Origin of the sequence: Staphylococcus auricularis (assembly GCF_051172115.1) — a bacterium.
Taxonomy (GTDB): Bacteria; Bacillota; Bacilli; order Staphylococcales; family Staphylococcaceae; genus Staphylococcus; species Staphylococcus auricularis_A.
This window is the reverse complement of record NZ_JBPIZN010000002.1, coordinates 377,540-398,891: the sequence shown is the minus strand read 5'-3', so window position 1 is coordinate 398,891 and position 21,352 is coordinate 377,540. Positions and strand designations below refer to the sequence as shown.

Below are 21,352 nucleotides of genomic sequence, written 5' to 3'. Positions count from 1 at the left end.
ATTGCCAGCGTGTAGCATTCATTTTCGCAAAATAGCGTAATCATTGCTATAATGTAAGTTGAATTAAAGTAGAAAGGAAGTTCTGCAGTGCATAGAGAGGATATCTTACAGGCCTTAGAACAGCTTGTACCCAAAGAAATTATCAAAGTAGACGAACCTTTAAAACGTTATACATATACGGAGACAGGAGGTAAAGCAGACTATTATGTCTCCCCTACAACCAATGAAGATGTTCAGAAGATTGTGCGCTTCGCATATGAACATGATATCCCCGTCACTTATTTAGGCAATGGTTCTAATATCATCATCCGTGAAGGCGGTATTCGTGGTATTGTCCTCAGCTTGTTAGAGCTCAATCACATTGAAGTCTCTGATACGTCAATCATCGCTGGTAGTGGCGCTGCAATCATTGATGTATCTCGTAAAGCACGTGATTATTCACTTACCGGTTTAGAATTTGCATGTGGTATCCCAGGTTCTATCGGTGGTGCGGTATTTATGAACGCTGGTGCATATGGCGGTGAAGTGAAATATTGTATCGACTACGCTTTATGTGTGGACGAAAAAGGTACGCTACATCAATTCACTACGAATGAACTTGAACTTGATTATCGTAACAGTATCGTTCAACAAAAACATTTAGTTGTGGTTGAAGCAGCCTTCACGCTTACACCTGGCGATCAAAAAGAAATTCAAGCAGTGATGGATGACCTTACAGAAAGACGTGAATCTAAACAACCTTTAGAATACCCTTCATGTGGAAGTGTATTCCAAAGACCGCCTGGCCACTTTGCAGGTAAATTGATTCAAGACTCAGGTTTACAAGGTCACCGAATTGGCGGCGTAGAAGTATCTACAAAACATGCCGGATTTATGGTCAACGTCAATCAAGGTACAGCTACTGATTATGAAAACCTCATTCATCACGTGCAACAAGTCGTGAAAGAAAAATTTGATGTCGATTTAAATACCGAAGTACGTATTATCGGAGAACAACCGACTGAAGCTTAAGGTGGTTAAGTGATGAAACCCAAAGTGTATGGTTCGCTCGTAGACAATGAAACGCGGTGTACGCACTATCATACAGATGTCGATATTATCGCAATCAAGTTTAAATGTTGCGACAAATATTATCCATGTTATCAATGCCATGCTGATCACGAAAACCATCCAGTACAACGCTGGCCAGAAGAAGAATGGGATACAAAAGCAATTCTTTGTGGTGTGTGTAAGCATGAACTTACCATCCGCGAGTACATGCATACCGATCACTGTCCGCAATGTGGTGCACAGTTCAATGCACGTTGTCAGCTGCATTATCACCATTATTTTGAGACAGATGAAGCTTAATGTGTGGAACACAGACGGACCAACATTTAGATTCCATATGAAAGAAAACAATCAGTTAGTAACGAGGAGTGTGAGATGAATGGCTATTTTGGGCATATTTATTCTTGTAATTGCATTATCTGCCACACAATCGCTTCTTGCGCAATATGAAGCGAAAATTGTCGGCTTTATCGTACCCACTGTTTGGGTCATTTGTATGCTACTCATGTATTATTTCTCAGAGACGTTTAACATTGTAGACTTAATCATTGCCACACCGATTGGTATTTTGATTTTATGTGTTGCAAGAGCAAGAGAGCTTAAAAATCGTCGCGAAAATAATCAATAGGATAGAGATTTATCATTGAACGGTTTAGAATTCAAACCCATGCCAGGTTCATCTTATACAACGAAAAATACCTCGTAGGTATACTTTTTGTATACTTACGAGGTGTTATTTTTGTGATAGATGCATCAATTAATCATCAAATTCAAAGTCTTCATCTTGTAATGCTTCGACGTTGAGGGCAAGTGTGTAGCCGTCCCCTTTAACTGAGAAGAAATCGTGGTTTTTAGTCGTTGTATCTAACGCATTTTCAATGATTGGATTGAATTCACGTTCTTCAAAGTATGGTTCAAAACCGAGGTTAGATAAGGCTTTGTTACCGTTGTAGCGGACATAGTTCAACACATCATCTGTTAAGCCGATGTCATCGTATAATTTGTGTGTATAAGAGACTTCGTTTTTATATAAATCTTCGAGTAAATGATACATGTGTTGATCCGCTTTTTGTTTTTCATTTTCAGAAAGTTCATTGCGTAGACTTTGCGCGTCTAAACCAGTGAATACACCGTGGATAGATTCGTCTAGCAAGATTTTACGGATAATTTCTCCAGATGTCGTCATTTTACCTTGTCCTGCGAGATAAAGTGGATAATAGAAACCAGAATAGAATAAGAATGTTTCTAGGAATACACTGGAAACACGTGCGATGTATTGATCAAAGATAGAAGCTTCTTTACCCCATAATTTATGATAATTACCGACAATAACGTCTGCTTTATATTTTAAATGAGGTTCTTCAAGTACCCAGTTATCTAATAAATAGTTTGTCTCACTAGATGGAAGTAACGTTGTGAAAATGTGTGAGTAACTTTTCGCATGAATTTGTTCCATCATGGCCATGAATCCATACACCGCTTTTTTACGTAAATCAGTGGTATGTAACATGATGAGTGGCATACCATCGTCAGCTTGGTGTGTATCTAATCCCGTTAAGCCTGCGAGCGCATATTTAAATGCATTTTGTTCTTCTTTTTCAAGCGTCTTCCAACTTGCAATATCTTTTGAAACTTTAAATTCAGTCTCAACCCACATTTGAGAAATATTTTGTCGCCAAAACATATTGGTCATATCTTCTTGCGTATTCCAATTTACTGCTTTCATTTATACTTTCTCCTAACTAATTATGTAGATCAGCCAGGGAAAAGTTGAACGCACTTTCCCCTAACTCACTAAAGATTTGTCCCCATGAATTAACCCGTTTTATGACATTTAATCCTTAAATAGCACAGCTTGTACATTCTTCAACGCTTAATAACTTGTTACGTGTATAATAAAGTGATTTTAATCCTTTATGGTGTGCATACACATAGAGTCGAGATAGTTCTCTTGTTGAAACTTCAGAGTTTACGTATAAAATAGTTGAAATACCTTGGTCTACGTGAGTTTGAATTGTTGCGATAAGATCAATTAATTTCATTTGATCTGTGTTAAATGCTGATTTGTAATACCACATTGTTTCTGGTGATAAGAATGGCATTGGGTAGAATGTTTCCGCATTGCCATAAGTACGACGTTCGATTTGGTCAACGATTGGCATAACAGAAGTGGTTGCATTTTGTACATAAGAAATGCTTTGTGTTGGTGCAATCGCTAAGCGATAAGCATGGAATAAGCCGTATTTTTCAACTTGTTGTTGTAGTGCTTTCCAATCTTCTGCAGTTGGAATATCAATACCGTCGAACAATTGACGTACTTTATCGTATTGTGGCTCGATTGATTCAGATGTGTAATATTCGAAATATTTACCGTTTGCATAATCAGATTTTTCAAAGTCTTTATATGTTTCGCCACGTTCTTTCGCTGTTTGCATAGAACGTTCAAGTGAATAATAGTTCATCATCATGAAGAAGACATTCGCGAAGTCTTTTGCTTCTTCAGATTCATAGCTGATTTTGTTTTTAGCGAGATAACCGTGTAAGTTCATCGCACCAAGTCCAACTGAGTGTAATTCGTTGTTTGCTTTTTTAACACCAGGTGCGTTTTGAATGTTTGCTTCATCACTAACCACTGTTAATGCATCGATACCAGTGTGTACGGAGTCTCTAAATTTACCTGATTCCATCACATTCACGATGTTTAATGAACCTAAATTACAAGAGATGTCGCGTTTGATATCATCTTCAACGCCGTAATCATTGATGACTGATGTTTCTTGTAATTGGAAGATTTCTGTACACAAGTTACTCATTTTGATTTGACCGATATTTGCATTTGGATGTACACGGTTCGCATTATCTTTAAACATTAAGTAAGGGTAACCTGATTGTAATTGTGTTTGTGCGATGAGATTTAACATTTCACGTGCATCTTTAGATTTTTTCTCAATGTTTGGATTTGCAACTAAGTCATCATAGTATTCATCGAGGTCTAAATCATCTAATGTAACGCCGTATTCTTTGTATACCGTATGGGGTGCAAACATGTAGAATGATTCACCGTTTTTAGCGAGTTCAAAGAATTTAGAAGGTACGATTAATCCAGTAGAAATCGTAGACAATCTTAAATCTTCATCGGCGTTTACTTTTTTCGTATCTAAAAATTCTTCAACATCATAGTGGAAGATGTTTAAGTAAACGGCGCCTGCGCCCGGACGTTGTCCAAGTTGGTCTGCATAACTGAAACCACCTTCTAGTGATTTCGCTACAGGTAATACCCCTTTTGCGACACCTTTGATGCCTTTAATCGCTTCACCACGTGCTCTCAATTTAGATAAGTTGATGGCAACACCGCCACCGATTTTACTTAATTGTTTCGCTGTTGAATCGATGAAGTTGATAGAGTTTAAACTATCATCTGCTTCTAATAAGAAACAAGATACGAGTTCACCGCGGCGTGCACGCCCTGCATTTAAGAATGTAGGTGTTGCGGGTTGATAACGTTGTTCGATCATAGCAGAAATGAATGTTTTAGCTGTGTCTACGTTACCATTAGCTAAATACAATGCAACGATAGTTACGTGCTGGTTATAATCTTCGAGAAATTGTGATTTGTCGTTCGTTTTTAATGCGTAGTCTTTGTAGAATTTACCAGCAGACATGTAACTCGCAAACTGAAAATCAATGTTTTTGGCATAGTCAGTGACTTCTTCTAATTCTGCTTCTGTGTATTTTTCAAACACGTCAAAATAGAAGTTATTATCAACGAGATAATGCAAACGTTCAATTTCTGTATCGAAATAGATGGTCTTGTCTTTAATTTCTTGTAAATAGACTGCTAATGCTTCTTGGTCTTTTTCTAATTGAAAGAAACCATTTTCGTTACGTTTTGTAACTTCATTATTCAATTCAATGTGATTGTATTGTTTCTCGTCCATAATTTTCATTCATTTGACCTACCTTTTCCTTAAATTCTATAACATCTTTATTTGAACCTTGAACTTCAAATTTCATTAATAGTGGAACTTGATATTTTTCTGAGATGGTTCTGCCGGCTTTTGCAAAATTGGGACCCCAATTTCGGTTACCGCTTGCAGCAACAGCTTGTAAGTTGTCGCTGTTTACATCTAGGAAAGATTGTACTGGAGCCGGAACCTCACCGAATCCAATCGTACCTGTAACTAAAATATACGGTTCATTGATTTGATCGTGGCAATTTTGTTCCGTGATTTCCAATGCATCTTCTATTTCTGCACGTTTAATAAATCGACGTACGTTACCTGAAAATGAAAAATATACAACCTTCATTGGATCACCTTCCTAAACTCATATATGCTTTATTCAATCGTGCTAAACGAGTTATGATTTATCTCTAAATTGATTATTGATTCGTCTTACGTTTTCTTCATTGAAATAAAGAAGGAGGATGTATCTCATTGTTGTGATTGTGCATGAGTCAAAAGTAACTCTAAATGCATGATTTTAATCCTATTCAATGTCTGATCCTTATTTCCTTTAATCTAGATGTTGTGTTTTATCGTTTTAAATTTGGCTTATGTTGTGGTTGTTTTTGCTTCACATATAGGTCTTATATGCGATTTTCGTACATTTTATAGTTATTTGGAATTTTCAACCAACCACAACATGTTGTGGTTGGTCTGGATTCCTAATACTATATTATGTGTTTCATTATACATAACTCTAGAATCATTTTAAAGAGATTTCTGGTTCACTGTGCTGTCACAAAATCTTAATGTTCAGAGTTAAAGGCGCAGTCACACCGTTAAAACAAATTAAAGGTCATGAAAAATTTTTTTGGATCGAAATTTCCAGCTATTTTATTTGCTTTCTCAGAAGTTATTTGCTTCGATAACATATCGCTCTATTTATAATGATTTCGCTCATTCGATTTCAAAATTCACTAATGAACAAATTATTTCGTGCACCACTTAAACAAGAACGTATGTTCGCTATCTATCATAACCTATACTTGTTAAAATTTCAAGTTCTCACGTGATTACAATTTATATGTTTTTGTGCTAACATATATACGGTAAAAATATTATATTGGAGCGATCGCAGTGAACGCAAAAGTTAAAGGTATTATTGCCATTCTCATTTCAGCAATAGGTTTTAGCTTTATGTCTGTGTTCTTTAGATTATCAGGTGACTTACCTGTGTTTCAAAAATCACTTGCCAGAAATTTAGTAGCCATGTTTATACCGTTATATTTTATCTACAAATTTAAACAGCCACTCTTCGGTAAATTGAGCAGTCAACCGCTATTAATTTCACGTTCCACACTGGGATTAATTGGTGTGTTGTTCAATATTTACGCCATCGACCACATGGTGTTAAGTGATGCAGACACATTGATGAAACTCAATCCATTTTGGACGATATTGCTCAGTTTAATCTTTTTAAACGAGAAAGTACGTAACTACCAAATCATCGCTATGTTCGTTGCTATATTTGGTATGTTATTTGTTGTTAAACCTGAATTTTCATCATCTATGATTCCTTCTATCATCGGATTATTATCTGGTATCTTTGCAGCGAGTGCCTATACTTGTGTGAGAGCATTAAGTTCCAGAGAAGCCCCTTATACAATCGTATTTTATTTTTCATTCTTCTCTATTATCGTCTTAATTCCTTTCACCGTAGCAACATTTGAACCGATGTCTTGGTTACAAGTCGTTTATCTTATCGGTGCAGGTATCTCTGCCGCAGTCGGTCAAATTGGTGTAACTATCGCTTATAGCTATGCCCCTGCGAAGGATATTTCTATCTTTACGTACGCATCTATTCTCTTCACCGCATTCTTTGGCTTTATTCTGTTCGGAGAATCACCAGACTTCTATGCAGTGTTAGGTTACTTAATTATCATCGGTGCTAGCTATTACATGTTCGAAAAAGCACGTCGTCAACCACCAGAAGAAGCGAACTCATAGACTACTTAATAAAGGAGTGAAATGATTATGGCTGAAGGTCGTAAAAAAGAAGAATTAGAAGACATTACCTTATTAGGAAACCAAAACAATCAGTACGATTTTGACTACCGCCCTGATGTGCTTGAAACATTTGAGAATAAGCATCAAGGTAGAGACTACTTCGTTAAATTTAATTGCCCTGAATTTACGTCATTATGTCCCATCACAGGGCAACCCGATTTCGCAACCATTTATATCTCTTACATTCCGAATATCAAAATGGTCGAATCCAAATCACTCAAACTTTATCTCTTTAGTTTCAGAAACCATGGAGACTTCCATGAAGACTGTATGAATATCATCATGAATGATTTAATCGATTTGATGGATCCTCACTACATCGAAGTTTGGGGTAAATTCACGCCACGTGGCGGCATTTCTATTGATCCGTATACAAACTATGGTCGTCCAGATACGAAATACGAAAAAATGGCAGAATATCGTTTGATGCAACATGATTTATATCCAGAAAAAGTTGACAATCGTTAAACCATTATAGATGAAGTTAAATATTTTCGCGATGTTAAATAAGGTACAACTCGTCATGAAATCGATGACGCTGTTGTACCTCTTTTTTATTTTTCCAACATCTATTTTGTGCATTTTAATTAGCACTCCTACACCTATCCCTCCCTATTCAATCCGCTTCATATAAAATAGCAACATCTATTTCTGTATTTTCTGAAAAAACAGTTGTTAAATCGGTAAAATCATAATAAAATAAAGAAAATAATTAAAGGGGGATGGATGATTTAATGAAACAAACATCTTATACTCACGAAGAAGTCATGAAAAGTACACCAAGAACGGGTTTCTTCGGACACCCTAAGGGGTTAAGCACACTCTTCTTTACTGAATTCTGGGAACGATTCAGTTACTACGGTATGAAAGCCATACTCGTGTATTATCTTTATTATAGTGTGGCCAAAGGTGGATTTGGTTTAGACGAGAGTGTCGCACTACAAATCGTATCTATATACGGTACACTCATCTACATGTCTGGCGTTATTGGGGGCTGGATTGCAGATCGTATCACCGGGACACAGCACGCCGTCTTTTACGGTGGATTCTTGATTATGATCGGTCATATTTTACTCTCGTTACCGAACAACTTAACGCTCGTCATGATTGCGTTACTCTTCATCATCTGTGGTACAGGGTTACTCAAACCTAATATCTCTACAACAGTCGGTGAACTCTATGATACAAATGATGCACGTCGAGACTCTGCATTCACATTATTCTATATGGGGATTAACCTCGGTGCATTACTCTCACCACTCATCACAGGTTATCTTCAAACGAGAGTTGGTTTTCATGCTGGCTTCTTAATCGCAGCGATTGGTATGTTCTTCGGTTTAGTTTTATACGGTATCAAACGTAAGAAAAATTTAGGCTTAGCGGGACTTAACGTGCCGAATCCACTCACAAAGCCTGAGATCAAAAAAATTAGTCTCTTTACAGCGATTGTAATCGCACTGTTTGGCGTATATTTAGTTATCCTGCACTTGAATGAAGCTTTATCATTAGCCAATTTCAGTCTGCTCATTACCATTTTAGGTATTGTGTTACCTATTATCATTGTCATTAACATGCTGAGCAGTAAAGACGTCACTTCAGATGAAAGATCTCGTGTTTTCAGCTACATACCTTTATACATTACCTCTGTCGCATTTTGGATGATTCAAGAACAAGGTTCAACAATTTTAGCTTCATTTGCAGATAAAAAGACCCAACTTGAAATGTCCGAGCTGACAGGTGGTGCGATTGACTTTACCATTCCAGCAGCATGGTTCCAATCACTCAATCCAATCTTCATCGTCGCATTAGCACCTGTGTTCGTAACATTATGGGTGAAACTCGGTAAATACAACCCACCGACTGTACATAAATTTGCTTTAGGTACCATTATTGGTGGTTTATCTTATTTAATCATGTTCTTCCCACTTGCCGGAGGATCATCTCTCATTCATCCAATTTGGCTCGTCCTTAGCTTTTTATTAGTAGTCATTGGCGAGTTGCTCATTTCACCAGTGGGCTTATCCACTACAACTAAACTCGCACCATTAAGCTTCACAGCACGTATGATGAGCTTATGGATGTTAAGCAACGCTACTGCACAGGGATTAAATGCACAACTCGTGGTGGTATATACAAAAATTGATTCACTCCACTACTTCGTTTATTCCGGACTTGTAGCGGTAGTTATCGGTATTATCTTATTCGCCATTTCACCGATTGTAAAACGTGCGATGAAAGGCGTTTATTAATACGAAAGCTTTCTATATTGAAATAAACAGTTAAACGATAATTGAACAACTTCTGTTCAAACACGTTTAACTGTTTTTTGTGCTTTTTCTCTATTCATTTTTAAAACGAAAGTTTTACAGTTCAAAATTGAGTTATCCCTATTTAAAGAATAAGCATATTTATTATATTAATGTAAAAATACTAAATAATTATAGATGATAATGTATTATTTTTAGAAAATTATTGCAAGTCGCATATTTAAAGCGTACAATCAAGCTTATATAAACAAAATTGGGAGAAAGGACGGGAAGGACTATGAGCAACACAACACAAAGGCAACCCGCAACACCTGACGTCCCGCAACACGGATTCTTTGGGCACCCTAGGGGACTAGGTGTGCTATTCTTCGTGGAATTCTGGGAACGATTTAGTTACTATGGCATGCGTGCACTACTGATTTTCTACATGTATTATTCAATAGAAAAAGGTGGTCTCGGCATACCTGAGACAACAGCACAATCGATTATGTCAGTTTACGGGGCACTCATTTTCATGACTTCAGTACTTGGGGGTTGGATCGCTGACCGCATTACTGGGACTCGAAAAGCAACATTAATTGGGGCAGTCTTCATCATCATTGGACATGTCTTCTTAAGTTTACCTTTAGCGATCGTAGGACTATGTTTATCCATGTTATTTATCATTGTAGGTTCTGGTTTAATGAAACCTAATATTTCTAATGTGGTTGGGCGTCTTTATCCAGAAAATGATAAACGTATGGATTCAGGATTTGTTATATTTTACATGTCAGTCAACTTAGGGGCATTCATTGCACCGTTGATTTTAAATCACTTTGCTGATACAAATAACTTCCATGGTGGCTTTTTAATTGCTGCTTTTGGTATGGCATTAGCATTAGTTTGTTACTTACTATTCAATCGTAAAAACTTAGGTGACGTTGGTATGAAACCAACAAATCCTTTAACAGCAGCTGAGAAGAAAAAATATGGTTTAATCTTCGGCTCAGCTATCACAATTATCGCAATTATTTTAATCATTACATTAGCAACAGGTACATTTTCATTTAACATTATTAGTACCATCGTATTGATCTTAGGTATCTTGTTACCAATCTGTTACTTTACAATCATGATTCGCAGCAAAGAGGTCACTAGTGTAGAACGTTCACGCGTTGTTGCATTTATTCCTTTATATATCTTGGGCGCATTGTTCTGGGCTATCCAAGAACAAGGTTCAAACGTACTTAATATCTTCGCGTTGAAACACAGTAATATGACCATCAATCTATTTGGTTGGACTGCTGATTTCGGTAAAACGTGGTTCCAATCTATTAACCCATTATTCATCGTATTGCTTGCACCTGTACTGACAATACTTTGGAATAAACTCGGATCACGTCAACCTACCCTACCATCTAAATTTGTTATCGGAACAGCACTTGCAGGCATCTCTTACATATTTGCGAGTGTCGTAGGTTACTTATCTGGCGGTCAATTCTCTGTAAACTACATCATTATCGCGTACATCATCTGTGTTATCGGTGAATTATGTATCTCACCAACTGGTAACAGTGCCGCTGTAAAATTAGCGCCAAAAGCATTCAATGCACAAATGATGAGTTTATGGTTATTAACCAACGCAACTGGTCAAGCTGCAAATGGTACTTTGGTAAAATTAATCGAACCACTCGGCTACCAAAATTACTTCCTATTCTTAGGTGGTATTGCAGCTCTTGTAGCCATCATCACATTGATGTTTGTACCTAAAATTGTAAGAGGTATGAAAGGTATTAAATAATTTCCATACTTATTAGCAAAACTAGACAATGTTTGTTATCTTTATTATTAAACTACATTGTCTAGTTTTATTTATTTTATCTATACATAACTCATAAACAAGAAGGAGAAACCATGTCACAACAATATCAACACGGGGTGCTTTTCTACCATAATCACAGTGGTATCAACGACATCCATCAAGGACTCGGTGATGTTACAAAAGCACTCACACAACTATGCAAACACGTATCGATTCAATTAAGTGAATCTGAAGGCGACATCATCGATTATTGCGCATCTATTAAAGCGAAACGCTACAGCGATGATGTAGATGTATTATTCATTCTCGGCGGTGACGGTACTGTGAATGAACTCATTAATGGGGTCATGCAACACGATTTAAACTTACCGATTGGCATCATCCCAGGTGGAACTTTCAATGATTTCACGAAAACACTCAACCTATCACCGAAACATGATGAAGCGAGTCAACAATTATTACAGGCCCGCCCTACAACATACGACGTCATCAAAGTAAATGATACGTATGCACTCAATTTCGTCGGCTTATGCCTCATCGTACAAAATGCTAAAAATGTACAAGCAGGCAATAAAGACCTCTTCGGTAAACTCAGCTATATCGGTTCGACGATGAAAACACTCATCCACCCCACTTCATTTGATTACGAATTAACAGTAGACGGTGAAACGTGGACAGGGTCTACCGCTATGATTATCATCGCTAATGGACCATTTATTGGGGGCAGTCGTATACCCATGACGGATCTTAATCCTTCTGATGGTTACCTCGATATGTTTGTCTTTAAAAAGAAAGACTTTAGTATCTTAAATGACATTTTCAAACAACGTGACAGTATTAATTGGAATCACATGACGAAAGGCATCAAGCACGCTTTAGCACAAAAAATATCTCTATCTACCAATCAATCAATGGATGTCGATATCGATGGTGAGATTGCGCTTAGTACTCCGTTAGATATCGAAGTGATTCCGCGAGCCGTTGAATTACTCACATTGCCTGCAGAAGACACTTCAAAATAACATAAGTTTACGAAAAAGGAGAGAAACCGTCATCGATTTCTCTCCTTCTTTTTATGTCATCTTATATTGTTTGTACCTAATCTTGTTTCAAGAATAACTCTTCCACATCACGCCAATTGTTCACGCGTGTAAATCGGTCATCTAATTGGTTGTGTTCAGCCGTATACATGATTGGTTTACCCGTAAAGGCGGTTAATTGACGTGGGTTATCATCGATTAAATAATCCGTATTGATAACTGATTTTGTACCACAGAATACAAAATGTTGGGGATCTAAAAATGGAAAATTCGTTCTTAACCATTCGTATTTATCGTGAAAGGATGTCGGTACATCCATCGCAGCTGTAGCAATAAAAATATCATAGTGAGCCGTTAATTTTTTAACGACTTCTTGTGCATCTTGCATGACTTCTAATGACTTAAAGAAGCCTGGTTGGTACAAGATATCTGTCAATAATCCATCATGTTCAGGCATGGCTTGTCTAATCTTTTGACCGTTGAGTTGATCTACAGTAAGCCCCATATCTGTGCGTTCGTTCACTTCTCTAATGATAGCCCCGAGCGTATCTGCTAATACCTCGTCCATATCAATTGCGATTGTTTCTCTCCCCATAACAGCTTCAACCCTTTCCTCTTGTTTACTAAAGTATAGCAAATAATATACATTTTAACCAAAAGTTACTGCAATCAATCTATTCCTAATTTAATTTTAAAAAAAGAGATTGAGACGTGTGGTGTCTCAACCTCTCAATGGCGTATCCTATTTTTTAATTTAATAATCAAAGTTTTTCAAGACTTCGATCATTTTATCGTTTTGTTCAGGGAATCCGATTGTAATACGTACCCCTGTTGGGAATTGTCGTGTGATACAACCCACACGTAATAACGCTTCATATAACGCTTGTGGACGGGATGTATTTACAAAGATAAAGTTCGTTTGACTTGGATAGAAGTGCTCACTTTGTGGAATCGCAAAGAATTTAGCCCGTTCTTTCGCGTTACGTTCACGAATTTGTTTCACATAATCTTGGTCTTCGTAAGCAGCTACTGCCGCATACTCAGATAGACGACCAATATTAAATGGTGGGCGGACAATGTTCCATTTTTCTACTGCGTCTTCAGCTGCAATCACGTAACCGATACGCATACCTGCTAAGCCGTATGCTTTTGAAAATGTACGTAACACAAATGCGTTTTCATATTTTTGTTGTAATGCCAATGTATCAGGATAATCTGAAGCAGTGACGAATTCGAAATAAGCTTCATCGATCACGACAGGCACTTCACTTGGAATTTTTGATAAGAAATCATCTAATTCATCATGCGTGAAATAAGTCCCTGTTGGGTTGTTTGGATTACACAACCATACGAGTTTCGTGTCGTGATCCACTTTGGCAGCAATTTCGTCTAAATCGAAATTCCCTTCACTTAATGGGACTAAATCAACTTCTGCGGATTCTACGATGGCATTGTGATAATATTGACCGAACGTTTCTGCACTGGTTACAATCTTATCTCCTGAATTGAGAACGGCACGTGAAATCATGAGAATGACTTCGTCTAACCCAGCACCGAATAAGATGCGAGAACGGTCAACTCCTAATGCTTCACTGATGGTTTCTCTTAATAATGGTGCAAAGGTTTCAGGATAGTAGTATAGCTCATCCAAATGTTCTTTAATAATCTCTTTCACATTTGGGGATGGGCCGTATAAGTTCTCATTAGATGATAATTTATATAATTCACCTTTAATGCCATGCTCTTCTCTTAATGCTTGCGGTGAGAGTCCCGGTTGATACGCTGATAATTTTTCTAGTTGTTTCTTCATTTTATAGATACCCCCTAAATTAACAGAAACTTCGGAACTTACTGTCTATTATATCCTTTGTGCGTTTTAAAAAGCAATGCAGTTTATTGAATTAAGTGATGTTTTTCAAGATATTCACGCGCTACCTCATATGGGTCCGCATCCTTTTCAGTGACCTGATAATTCATTTCCTGCATTTCATCATCTGTAATCTGACCTTCTAACTTGTTCAATGGTGCTTTGATTTCAGGATGTGAAGACAAATATTTTTCCTTAAAGACGGGTGCGCCTTGGTATGGTGGGAAGATGTGCTTGTCATCTTCTAATGCCACCATATCGTATTGTTTTAACTCTGCATCTGTAGAATAGGCATCTACTAAGTTAATGTCACCATTTTCAACGGCTTGGTAACGCAATTTCGGTTCCATCGTTGTAATGTCTTTAAAGTCTAAATCATATGCCTTTTTCACCGCTGGGTAACCATCACTACGATCATTAAACTCTAGCGTGAAACCAGGTTTGATTTCATCTGAGACTTTATTTAAATCACTGATCGTTTTAAGTTGATGTTCCTCAGCAAAATCTTTCTTCACTGCGAGTGTGTACGTATTGTTAAACTTCATCGGTTTCAACATCGTCATATCAAATTTTTGTTCTAAACTTGATTTCGCTTGTTGATAAACTTGCTGCTCTTCTTTGGATTTTAAGTCTTCCTTCGTCAATTCCCCTAACACGGTTCCTGTAAACTCTAGGTAGCCATCGATATTGTCTGATTTCAACGCATTAAATAAGAATGAAGTTTTGCCCATTCCATCTTTAACCGTTACCGTATGTTCTGTCTCATCTTCAATAAGTATTTTATACATATTAGTAATGATGGATGGTTCTGAACCCAGTTTACCCGCTAAGGTGATGTTATCATTTTTCTGACTCAATAACGGTGCGACGATGACAATCACAGTAATGATCAAGATTGCACCTAAAGATAGTAATAGTTTTTTATAAGATAAGCGTTGCATGAAGCGCAACACAAGATCAAAAATGATTGCGAGTAATGCAGCAGGTATCGCACCAAGCACGATGAGTGATGTATCATTGCGGTCGATACCGAGTAAGATCAAGTCACCTAAACCGCCTGCACCGATTAACGCAGCCAATGTCGCTGTACCGACGATGAGGACCATCGCTGTACGAATCCCTGCCATGATGACCGGCATCGCAATCGGAAGTTCAACCTTGGTGAGACGTCGACCTGGTTTCATACCAATTCCTCTCGCCGCTTCAACTAACGACGGATTTACCTCTGAAATCCCTGTATATGTATTTCTCAGAATAGGTAATAAGGCATAAACAACGAGCGCAATGACTGCAGGAACTTTCCCGATTCCAAATAGCGGTATCATGAGTCCAAGTAAAGCAAGTGATGGTATCGTTTGGAGTACCGCTGCAATATTCATCACAATTTCAGAGAGCTTTTTCGTCTTCGTTAACAAAATCCCTAATGGCACACCGATTAAAACGGCGATGATGAGCGCAATGAACGAGAGTTGAATATGCTCAACAATCGTTGTGACGAGTTCATCTTTCTTTGAGTCAAACGTTTGGAAAAATGCATTCATGTCACATCACCTGCTTCATTATCTGCTAAAAAGCGAAGTAAAGCTGCACGTGACACTTGATAGCATTGGTCACCTTTACGCACAATAACCGCTTCATGTTCAGCTAATAACTGATAAGCCGTTTGTAGTGAGTCTGTGCTCTCTACCTCAGGATACACTTCGTCATTCTTCTCTACACGTAATGATTCATCAAGAACTGTTGCGAGTTGCCGTTGATCTTGTTCAGAATGGATTGCTTCACCCATAAATGTTTTGACGAAATCATTTTTAGGATGTTTCGCAAAATTTTCCACCGTATCGATTTGTTCGATATGGCCTTCGTTTAATAAACAGATACGATCTCCTAACTTAACTGCTTCTTGAATATCATGGGTTACAAAGACAATCGTCTTTTTAATTTGTGCTTGTAATTCTAATAAATCGTTTTGTAATTTCTCACGGCTGAGTGGGTCGAGTGCACTAAACGGTTCATCCATCAATATCACAGGTGGATCAGCCGCTAAAGCACGTGCGACACCGATTCTTTGGCATTGTCCGCCTGATAATTCATCCGGTTTGCGCTTTTTATAATATTCGGGTTCCATGCCCACCATATTTAAAAGCTCATCAATACGTGCATCGATGTCTTTATCTTTCCACTTTTTCATTTGAGGTACTTGCGCAATATTGTCACGTACCGTCATATGCGGAAATAATGCAATTTGTTGTAAGACATACCCGATGTCCCAACGCATTTCATATACCGGATAATTACTAATCGGTTTATCTTTAAAATAAATATAGCCTGTCGTTAGCGATACAAGCCGATTGATCATTTTGAGTGTAGTGGTTTTTCCGCATCCTGATGGCCCAATCAACACGAAAAATTCCCCTTCTTTGATTCGGAAACTGACATCATCTACGGCCACTTTATCCCCGTAGCGTTTCGTTACATTTTTAAATTCAATCACGTTGTCACCTTCATTCTCCCTTTTGTCCTGTCTTTTCCCTACCTCATAAGGTTCAAACGCAAATCAATCATCTATCTCAGTTATTTTACGCCGGAAAATGATTGCTATAAATTCTCTTTTAGATGCAAAAAATGGAACCTATCTCTCATTTGAGATAAGCTCCATATCTTCTAAGATCAATATACACATAAAGCAATGCTTATGACGTTGAAAGTCGTGTTAAACGCCTGCTTTATATGTTTGTATCGTTTCAAGGAATTTCGGACAGTAGTGTTTCAACTTGTAACTGCCGACCCCTTCGATTGCGATCATATCCTGTTTCGACTCAGGCTTACGTTTCGCAAATTCTTCTAACGTATAATCTGAGAAAATGCTGACCGGTGCGATACCGAGTTGTTGACTGAGTTGTTGTCGCACATCGACAAGTTGGTCAAAGAGATCTCGATCGACACCCTCAACCGTATTGATATGCACTTTTTCTTTCGTCTTGTGTTTAAATGGTGTCGTATAGATTTCAATGTCACCATTCAATACGGATTTAACGGAATTATCGCAGGTCAAAATACTATTATATTCATTGAGGAATCCTTTAAAACGCAATTCGTCAATGAGATGGCTTAATTCAGATGTTGTATAGTCTTTCATAATGCCATGCGTAGAGAGTTGGTTATATTGTCGCTGTTGGATGTAATCAGAGAGTTCACCACGTAAGACTTGAATGAGTACACTATAACTTTCTTGTTGTTGCATTCGAATCACACAACTCAAAATCATCTTCGCTTCTTCTGTCATATTATACGTCTTATCTGTATGTTTACAGTTACTACACTGACCGCATTCTTCCAATCGTTCATTGGGTTCAAAGTAGTGCACTAATGTCGCTTCGAGGCATTTTTTCGTTTTCGTGTACTGAATCATTTTGGTCAGCTTTTCACCCATTTTATCTTTATAATCATCATCTGCTTTAGATGAGGTAATAAAGTATTGATGTAATCCGATATCACGTTCAGAGAATAGTAAAATACAGTCACTCGGTAATCCATCGCGACCCGCACGACCTGCCTCTTGATAATAAGATTCCAAATCGCCTGGCATGTTGTAGTGTATGACAAAGCGTACATTGGATTTATCTATCCCCATACCAAACGCATTCGTCGCTACAACGACGCGCACGCGATCATAGATAAAGTCATTCTGCGCTTGTTCACGCTCTTTATTCGTTAACCCCGCATGATAGTATGTGCTGTTAACATGATTATTTTGTAACGCCTCATCCAGTTCTTCGACTTGCTTACGCGTCGCACAATAAATAATGCCCGCTTGTTTAGGATGGTCTTTCACATAGTCAATGACAAAGTTTTGGCGTTGAAATGTCGGATTCACTTGGAAGATTAAATTCGGCCGTTTCGTGCTCGTTTTAATTTCATCTTCATCCGCAATGTGTACTCGTGACATGATATCTTTTTGAACCTCAGCCGTCGCGGTTGCTGTTAATGCGACGATCGCAAAATCTTGTGGCAAGCTGAGCACTTTCGAAATCACAGCTTGATAGCTCGGTCTAAAATCATGTCCCCATTTTGAAATACAGTGCGCTTCATCAAAAGCAACTAAACGTATCGATAATTGACGTAATAATGCAATGAATTCAGGATTGTCAAAACGCTCTGGTGCAACGTAAAGAAATTGATATTTGTCTTGAGTCAGTCCACGTTCAATCTCACGTTGTTTCGCTTGGGATAAACTGCTGTTCAAATAAATCGCTGAAATCCCTGCAGCAGTTAGTTGATCAACTTGGTCTTTCATTAAAGAAATTAGCGGACTAATGACGATGGTGATACCGCCAAGCATCAGTCCTGGCACTTGATAGCATATGGATTTCCCTCCGCCAGTTGGTAGCACCCCTAATACGTTACGATGATCCATAATTTTAGTTATTATTTCTTTCTGACCTGGACGAAAGGTTTCATATCCAAAATAGTGCGATAAAGTTTGCTCCATCATTCGTATTCCCTCATTGTTCTTTTAATTCTTCTAATTCGCTCCATCTCAACATATCCGCTTCGTAGCGTTCATTGAGTTGTTGTTGCTCATCACTTAAGTCTTTAACTTTCGCATAATCTGAACTTGCTGCTACCATTTCATCGTCTATTTCAGTTAATCTCTGTTCAGTTTCTTCAATCCGTTCTAACAATGTTTCGTATTCTCGTTTTTCCTTATAAGATAATCCTTTTTTGCGTTTCTTAGGTTGTTGAGTTTGTTTTGGTGTCGATGCTGCAGCCACTTGCTGAGCTTCCTTTTGCTGTTCCTTTTGAAAAGCGAGATAATCATCGAAATCCCCTATGATACGATCCATCACCCCATCGTGGATGTACCAATATTCTTGTGCAACTTTATTCAAGAAATAGCGGTCGTGACTCACCGTGATGACTGATCCGCCGAATGTATTGATGTAATCTTCTAAAATAGTGAGTGTTTCAGTGTCTAAATCATTGGTCGGCTCGTCTAGCATTAACACATTCGGTTGGTGCACTAACAGTTTGAGTAGGTACAACCTTTTCTGTTCGCCACCCGATAGTTTAAATAGCTTCTTGCCGTGCGTTTCGCTCGGGAAAAGGAAACGTTCAAGTAATTGTGTGACAGATACTGACGTGCCATCTTGTTCTTCAGCAACTTCACTTTCTTCACGCAGATAATCGATGACACGAACATCACGATCTAATCGTTCTTCTGTTTGTCTAAAGTAGGCGATCTTGACGGTTTGGCCAATTTTCAGCACGCCATCATAATCCTCATCTTCACCACTTAAGATATTCAGTAATGTCGTCTTCCCTACACCATTCGGTCCAACAATACCGATTTGCTGACCATTCTGAATGATTTGAGTAATGTCCGCAAAAAGCGTCTTGTTGTCGATTCTTTTCGTCAGATGTTCGAGCTCAAACACTTGCTTACCTAATCTGGAGTAAGCTAAGTTCAACGAGCCTTTATCTTGTTGATGTTGATTTTTAACATTTTGTTCTAAATCTTTAAAACGATTAATCCGAGCTTGTTGTTTCGTCGATCTTGCTTTGACACCTGCACGCATCCATGCAAGTTCTTGTTTATATAACGCTTTTTGTTTTTCCTGTTGTTTCTGTTCGATTTGCTCATTTTCAGCACGCATCGCAATGTAATCTTCATAATTACCTGGGTAAGAAGTGAGTTGCCCTCTATCCAGTTCAACAATGCGTGTAGCCACTTCGTTAAGGAAATAACGATCGTGCGTGACGAAAAGCACCGTATGTGGATACTGTTTCACATAGTTGATTAACCAGCTGATCGATTCAAAATCAAGATGGTTCGTCGGTTCGTCTAACAATAATAAATCAGGTTGCTCGATTAATGTTTTCGCTAATCCGACACGTTTTTGTTGTCCCCCAGAAAGTTCGTGTACTTGCTTTGCGGTCTCGGTAATCCCAAGTTTAGATAAAATGGTTTTAACCTCTGCATTGTAATCCCAAGCATCGTTCTCATCCATTTTCGTCTGTGCTTGCATCATACGTTCAAGATCCGCATCACTTTGTGTTTCAAGATAACGATTCATCGCATGCTCATAATCTTTAATCAATTGTGCGACTTTCGAATCTGAGGCTAACACGGCGTCAAATACTGTTTGGTTTTCATCGAAGGTTTGTTTTTGTGAGGAATAGCGTATCCGATAACCATTTGGATGCGTCACCTCACCCTCGTAATCCTCGTCTAGATTAGCAATCACTTTCAATAATGAACTCTTACCGGTCCCATTGATTCCGACGAGTCCTATTTTTTCTCCTTCAGATATTGATAAATGCAAATCATCAAATATCACTTTATCTGCATATGATTTATTTAAATGCTCAATCTTGTATGATTCCATTCTCCAACACCCTTTTAACATCGTAATCTCAATATAAATCTGTTAAAATAAATTTCAGTTCTATATATTATACATCTTTTTCAGTGCAAATGATACAAAGGAGGCATGGGTATGGCCGAAATATTTCAAAATCTACCTCCTGCTATCCAAGCATTAAGTGCTGGTATCGTAACGTGGTTACTGACAGCACTTGGTGCGGCGGCTGTCTTTGTGTTTAAAACGATGAACGACAAAGTCTTAAATACAATGCAAGGTTTCGCTGCTGGAATCATGATTGCAGCCAGTTTCTGGTCTTTATTACAACCTGCCATTGAATACAATGAAGATGGTGCCATTCCTTGGTTACCTGCAGCAATCGGATTCTTACTAGGTGGAATCTTTATTCGTGGCTTAGATTTTGTCATTCCTCATATTCATCGGAATGCAACAGATGAGCACCAACAACGTGAAGGTGTGAAAACGAAAAGTTTAAATAAAAGCACCTTACTTGTGTTAGCCATCACACTGCACAATATCCCAGAAGGTTTATCCATTGGTGTCGCATTTGGTGGCGTTGTCTCAGGGAACGGACAAGCGACCTTACTCGGCGCACTCGGCCTCGCAATCGGAATCGGTATTCAGAATATACCTGAAGGTGCAGCCGTTTCTATGCCAATTCGTGCGGAAGGTGCGTCACAATGGAAAGCATTCAACTATGGGCAATTATCAGCTATAGTCGAACCTATCTTCGCAACAGTTGGTGCAGCAGCCGTATTAATCGTCACACCGATGTTACCTTACGCACTCGCTTTTGCAGCTGGTGCAATGATCTTCGTTTGTGTGGAAGAACTCATTCCAGAGTCACAATCGGGTAACAACACGGATTTAGCGACATTAAGTTTAATGGTTGGATTCACAATTATGATGATTTTAGACGTTGCACTTGGATAG

Annotated in this window: 17 protein-coding genes and 1 pseudogene; 9 read left to right on the top strand and 9 right to left on the bottom strand. The window is 38.2% G+C overall.

Features of this window, described 5'->3' with window-relative positions; genetic code table 11:
* Positions 1-87 precede the first annotated feature (87 nt).
* The 3 genes from murB (at position 88) to ACSBRB_RS06040 (ending at position 1,678) form a co-directional block, all read left to right on the top strand.
* A complete protein-coding gene (gene murB / locus ACSBRB_RS06050; RefSeq protein ID WP_435032039.1) occupies positions 88-1,011 on the top strand; it encodes a UDP-N-acetylmuramate dehydrogenase in 924 nt (307 codons plus the stop codon).
* 12 nt (positions 1,012-1,023) lie between these two features.
* Entirely contained in the window at positions 1,024-1,350 is a 327-nt protein-coding gene (locus tag ACSBRB_RS06045; RefSeq protein ID WP_435032038.1) for a CHY zinc finger protein, read from the top strand.
* A gap of 79 nt (positions 1,351-1,429) precedes the next feature.
* Positions 1,430-1,678 carry a hypothetical protein gene (locus tag ACSBRB_RS06040; RefSeq protein WP_435032037.1) on the top strand — a complete coding sequence of 83 codons (249 nt, stop codon included), beginning with the start codon at positions 1,430-1,432 and terminating at the stop codon, positions 1,676-1,678.
* 129 nt (positions 1,679-1,807) lie between these two features.
* Here ACSBRB_RS06040 and nrdF read toward each other — a convergent pair whose 3' ends face one another.
* The 3 genes from nrdF to nrdI all read right to left on the bottom strand — a co-directional run bounded on the left by nrdF (position 1,808) and on the right by nrdI (position 5,358).
* The gene (nrdF, locus tag ACSBRB_RS06035; protein ID WP_435032036.1) at positions 1,808-2,776 is read right to left on the bottom strand and encodes a class 1b ribonucleoside-diphosphate reductase subunit beta; all 969 of its coding nucleotides are present in this window, start codon (positions 2,774-2,776) and stop codon (positions 1,808-1,810) included.
* A gap of 115 nt (positions 2,777-2,891) precedes the next feature.
* Entirely contained in the window at positions 2,892-4,997 is a 2,106-nt protein-coding gene (gene nrdE / locus ACSBRB_RS06030; protein WP_435032035.1) for a class 1b ribonucleoside-diphosphate reductase subunit alpha, read from the bottom strand.
* Positions 4,960-5,358, bottom strand: a complete 399-nt coding sequence (gene nrdI / locus ACSBRB_RS06025) for a class Ib ribonucleoside-diphosphate reductase assembly flavoprotein NrdI (protein WP_435032034.1) — start codon at positions 5,356-5,358, stop codon at positions 4,960-4,962. Before nrdI ends, nrdE begins: the two co-directional genes overlap by 38 nt.
* A gap of 773 nt (positions 5,359-6,131) precedes the next feature.
* On the opposite strand from nrdI, the gene ACSBRB_RS06020 reads away from it, so the two are divergent.
* The 5 genes from ACSBRB_RS06020 (at position 6,132) to ACSBRB_RS06000 (ending at position 12,151) form a co-directional block, all read left to right on the top strand.
* Complete coding sequence (locus tag ACSBRB_RS06020; protein WP_435032033.1) at positions 6,132-7,001, top strand: DMT family transporter; 870 nt, start codon at positions 6,132-6,134, stop codon at positions 6,999-7,001.
* A 27-nt stretch (positions 7,002-7,028) separates the two neighbouring features.
* Positions 7,029-7,529 carry a preQ(1) synthase gene (queF, locus tag ACSBRB_RS06015; protein ID WP_435032032.1) on the top strand — a complete coding sequence of 167 codons (501 nt, stop codon included), beginning with the start codon at positions 7,029-7,031 and terminating at the stop codon, positions 7,527-7,529.
* Positions 7,530-7,795: 266 nt separating this feature from the next.
* A complete protein-coding gene (locus tag ACSBRB_RS06010) occupies positions 7,796-9,310 on the top strand; it encodes a peptide MFS transporter (RefSeq protein WP_435032031.1) in 1,515 nt (504 codons plus the stop codon).
* Between the two features lie 295 nt (positions 9,311-9,605).
* Positions 9,606-11,108, top strand: a complete 1,503-nt coding sequence (locus ACSBRB_RS06005; protein ID WP_435032030.1) for a peptide MFS transporter — start codon at positions 9,606-9,608, stop codon at positions 11,106-11,108.
* A 113-nt stretch (positions 11,109-11,221) separates the two neighbouring features.
* The gene (locus ACSBRB_RS06000; protein WP_435032029.1) at positions 11,222-12,151 is read left to right on the top strand and encodes a diacylglycerol/lipid kinase family protein; all 930 of its coding nucleotides are present in this window, start codon (positions 11,222-11,224) and stop codon (positions 12,149-12,151) included.
* 76 nt (positions 12,152-12,227) lie between these two features.
* On the opposite strand, the gene ACSBRB_RS05995 is transcribed toward ACSBRB_RS06000, so the two are convergent.
* The 6 genes and pseudogenes from ACSBRB_RS05995 to ACSBRB_RS05970 all read right to left on the bottom strand — a co-directional run bounded on the left by ACSBRB_RS05995 (position 12,228) and on the right by ACSBRB_RS05970 (position 20,422).
* Positions 12,228-12,764: a 5' nucleotidase, NT5C type gene (locus ACSBRB_RS05995; RefSeq protein ID WP_435032028.1), complete on the bottom strand. Its 537-nt coding sequence runs from the start codon at positions 12,762-12,764 to the stop codon at positions 12,228-12,230.
* A 159-nt stretch (positions 12,765-12,923) separates the two neighbouring features.
* Positions 12,924-13,979 carry a histidinol-phosphate transaminase gene (hisC, locus tag ACSBRB_RS05990; RefSeq protein WP_107391853.1) on the bottom strand — a complete coding sequence of 352 codons (1,056 nt, stop codon included), beginning with the start codon at positions 13,977-13,979 and terminating at the stop codon, positions 12,924-12,926.
* 83 nt (positions 13,980-14,062) lie between these two features.
* A complete protein-coding gene (locus tag ACSBRB_RS05985; RefSeq protein WP_435032027.1) occupies positions 14,063-15,577 on the bottom strand; it encodes an ABC transporter permease/substrate-binding protein in 1,515 nt (504 codons plus the stop codon).
* Positions 15,578-15,812: 235 nt separating this feature from the next.
* Positions 15,813-16,527, bottom strand: a pseudogene (locus tag ACSBRB_RS05980) (ABC transporter ATP-binding protein); the annotation flags it as partial.
* Between the two features lie 219 nt (positions 16,528-16,746).
* Positions 16,747-18,528 carry a DNA helicase RecQ gene (gene recQ / locus ACSBRB_RS05975; protein WP_435032026.1) on the bottom strand — a complete coding sequence of 594 codons (1,782 nt, stop codon included), beginning with the start codon at positions 18,526-18,528 and terminating at the stop codon, positions 16,747-16,749.
* Between the two features lie 10 nt (positions 18,529-18,538).
* A complete protein-coding gene (locus tag ACSBRB_RS05970) occupies positions 18,539-20,422 on the bottom strand; it encodes an ABC-F family ATP-binding cassette domain-containing protein (protein WP_435032025.1) in 1,884 nt (627 codons plus the stop codon).
* A gap of 111 nt (positions 20,423-20,533) precedes the next feature.
* Between ACSBRB_RS05970 and ACSBRB_RS05965 the strand changes: the two genes are divergently transcribed.
* Positions 20,534-21,352: a ZIP family metal transporter gene (locus ACSBRB_RS05965; RefSeq protein WP_435032024.1), complete on the top strand. Its 819-nt coding sequence runs from the start codon at positions 20,534-20,536 to the stop codon at positions 21,350-21,352.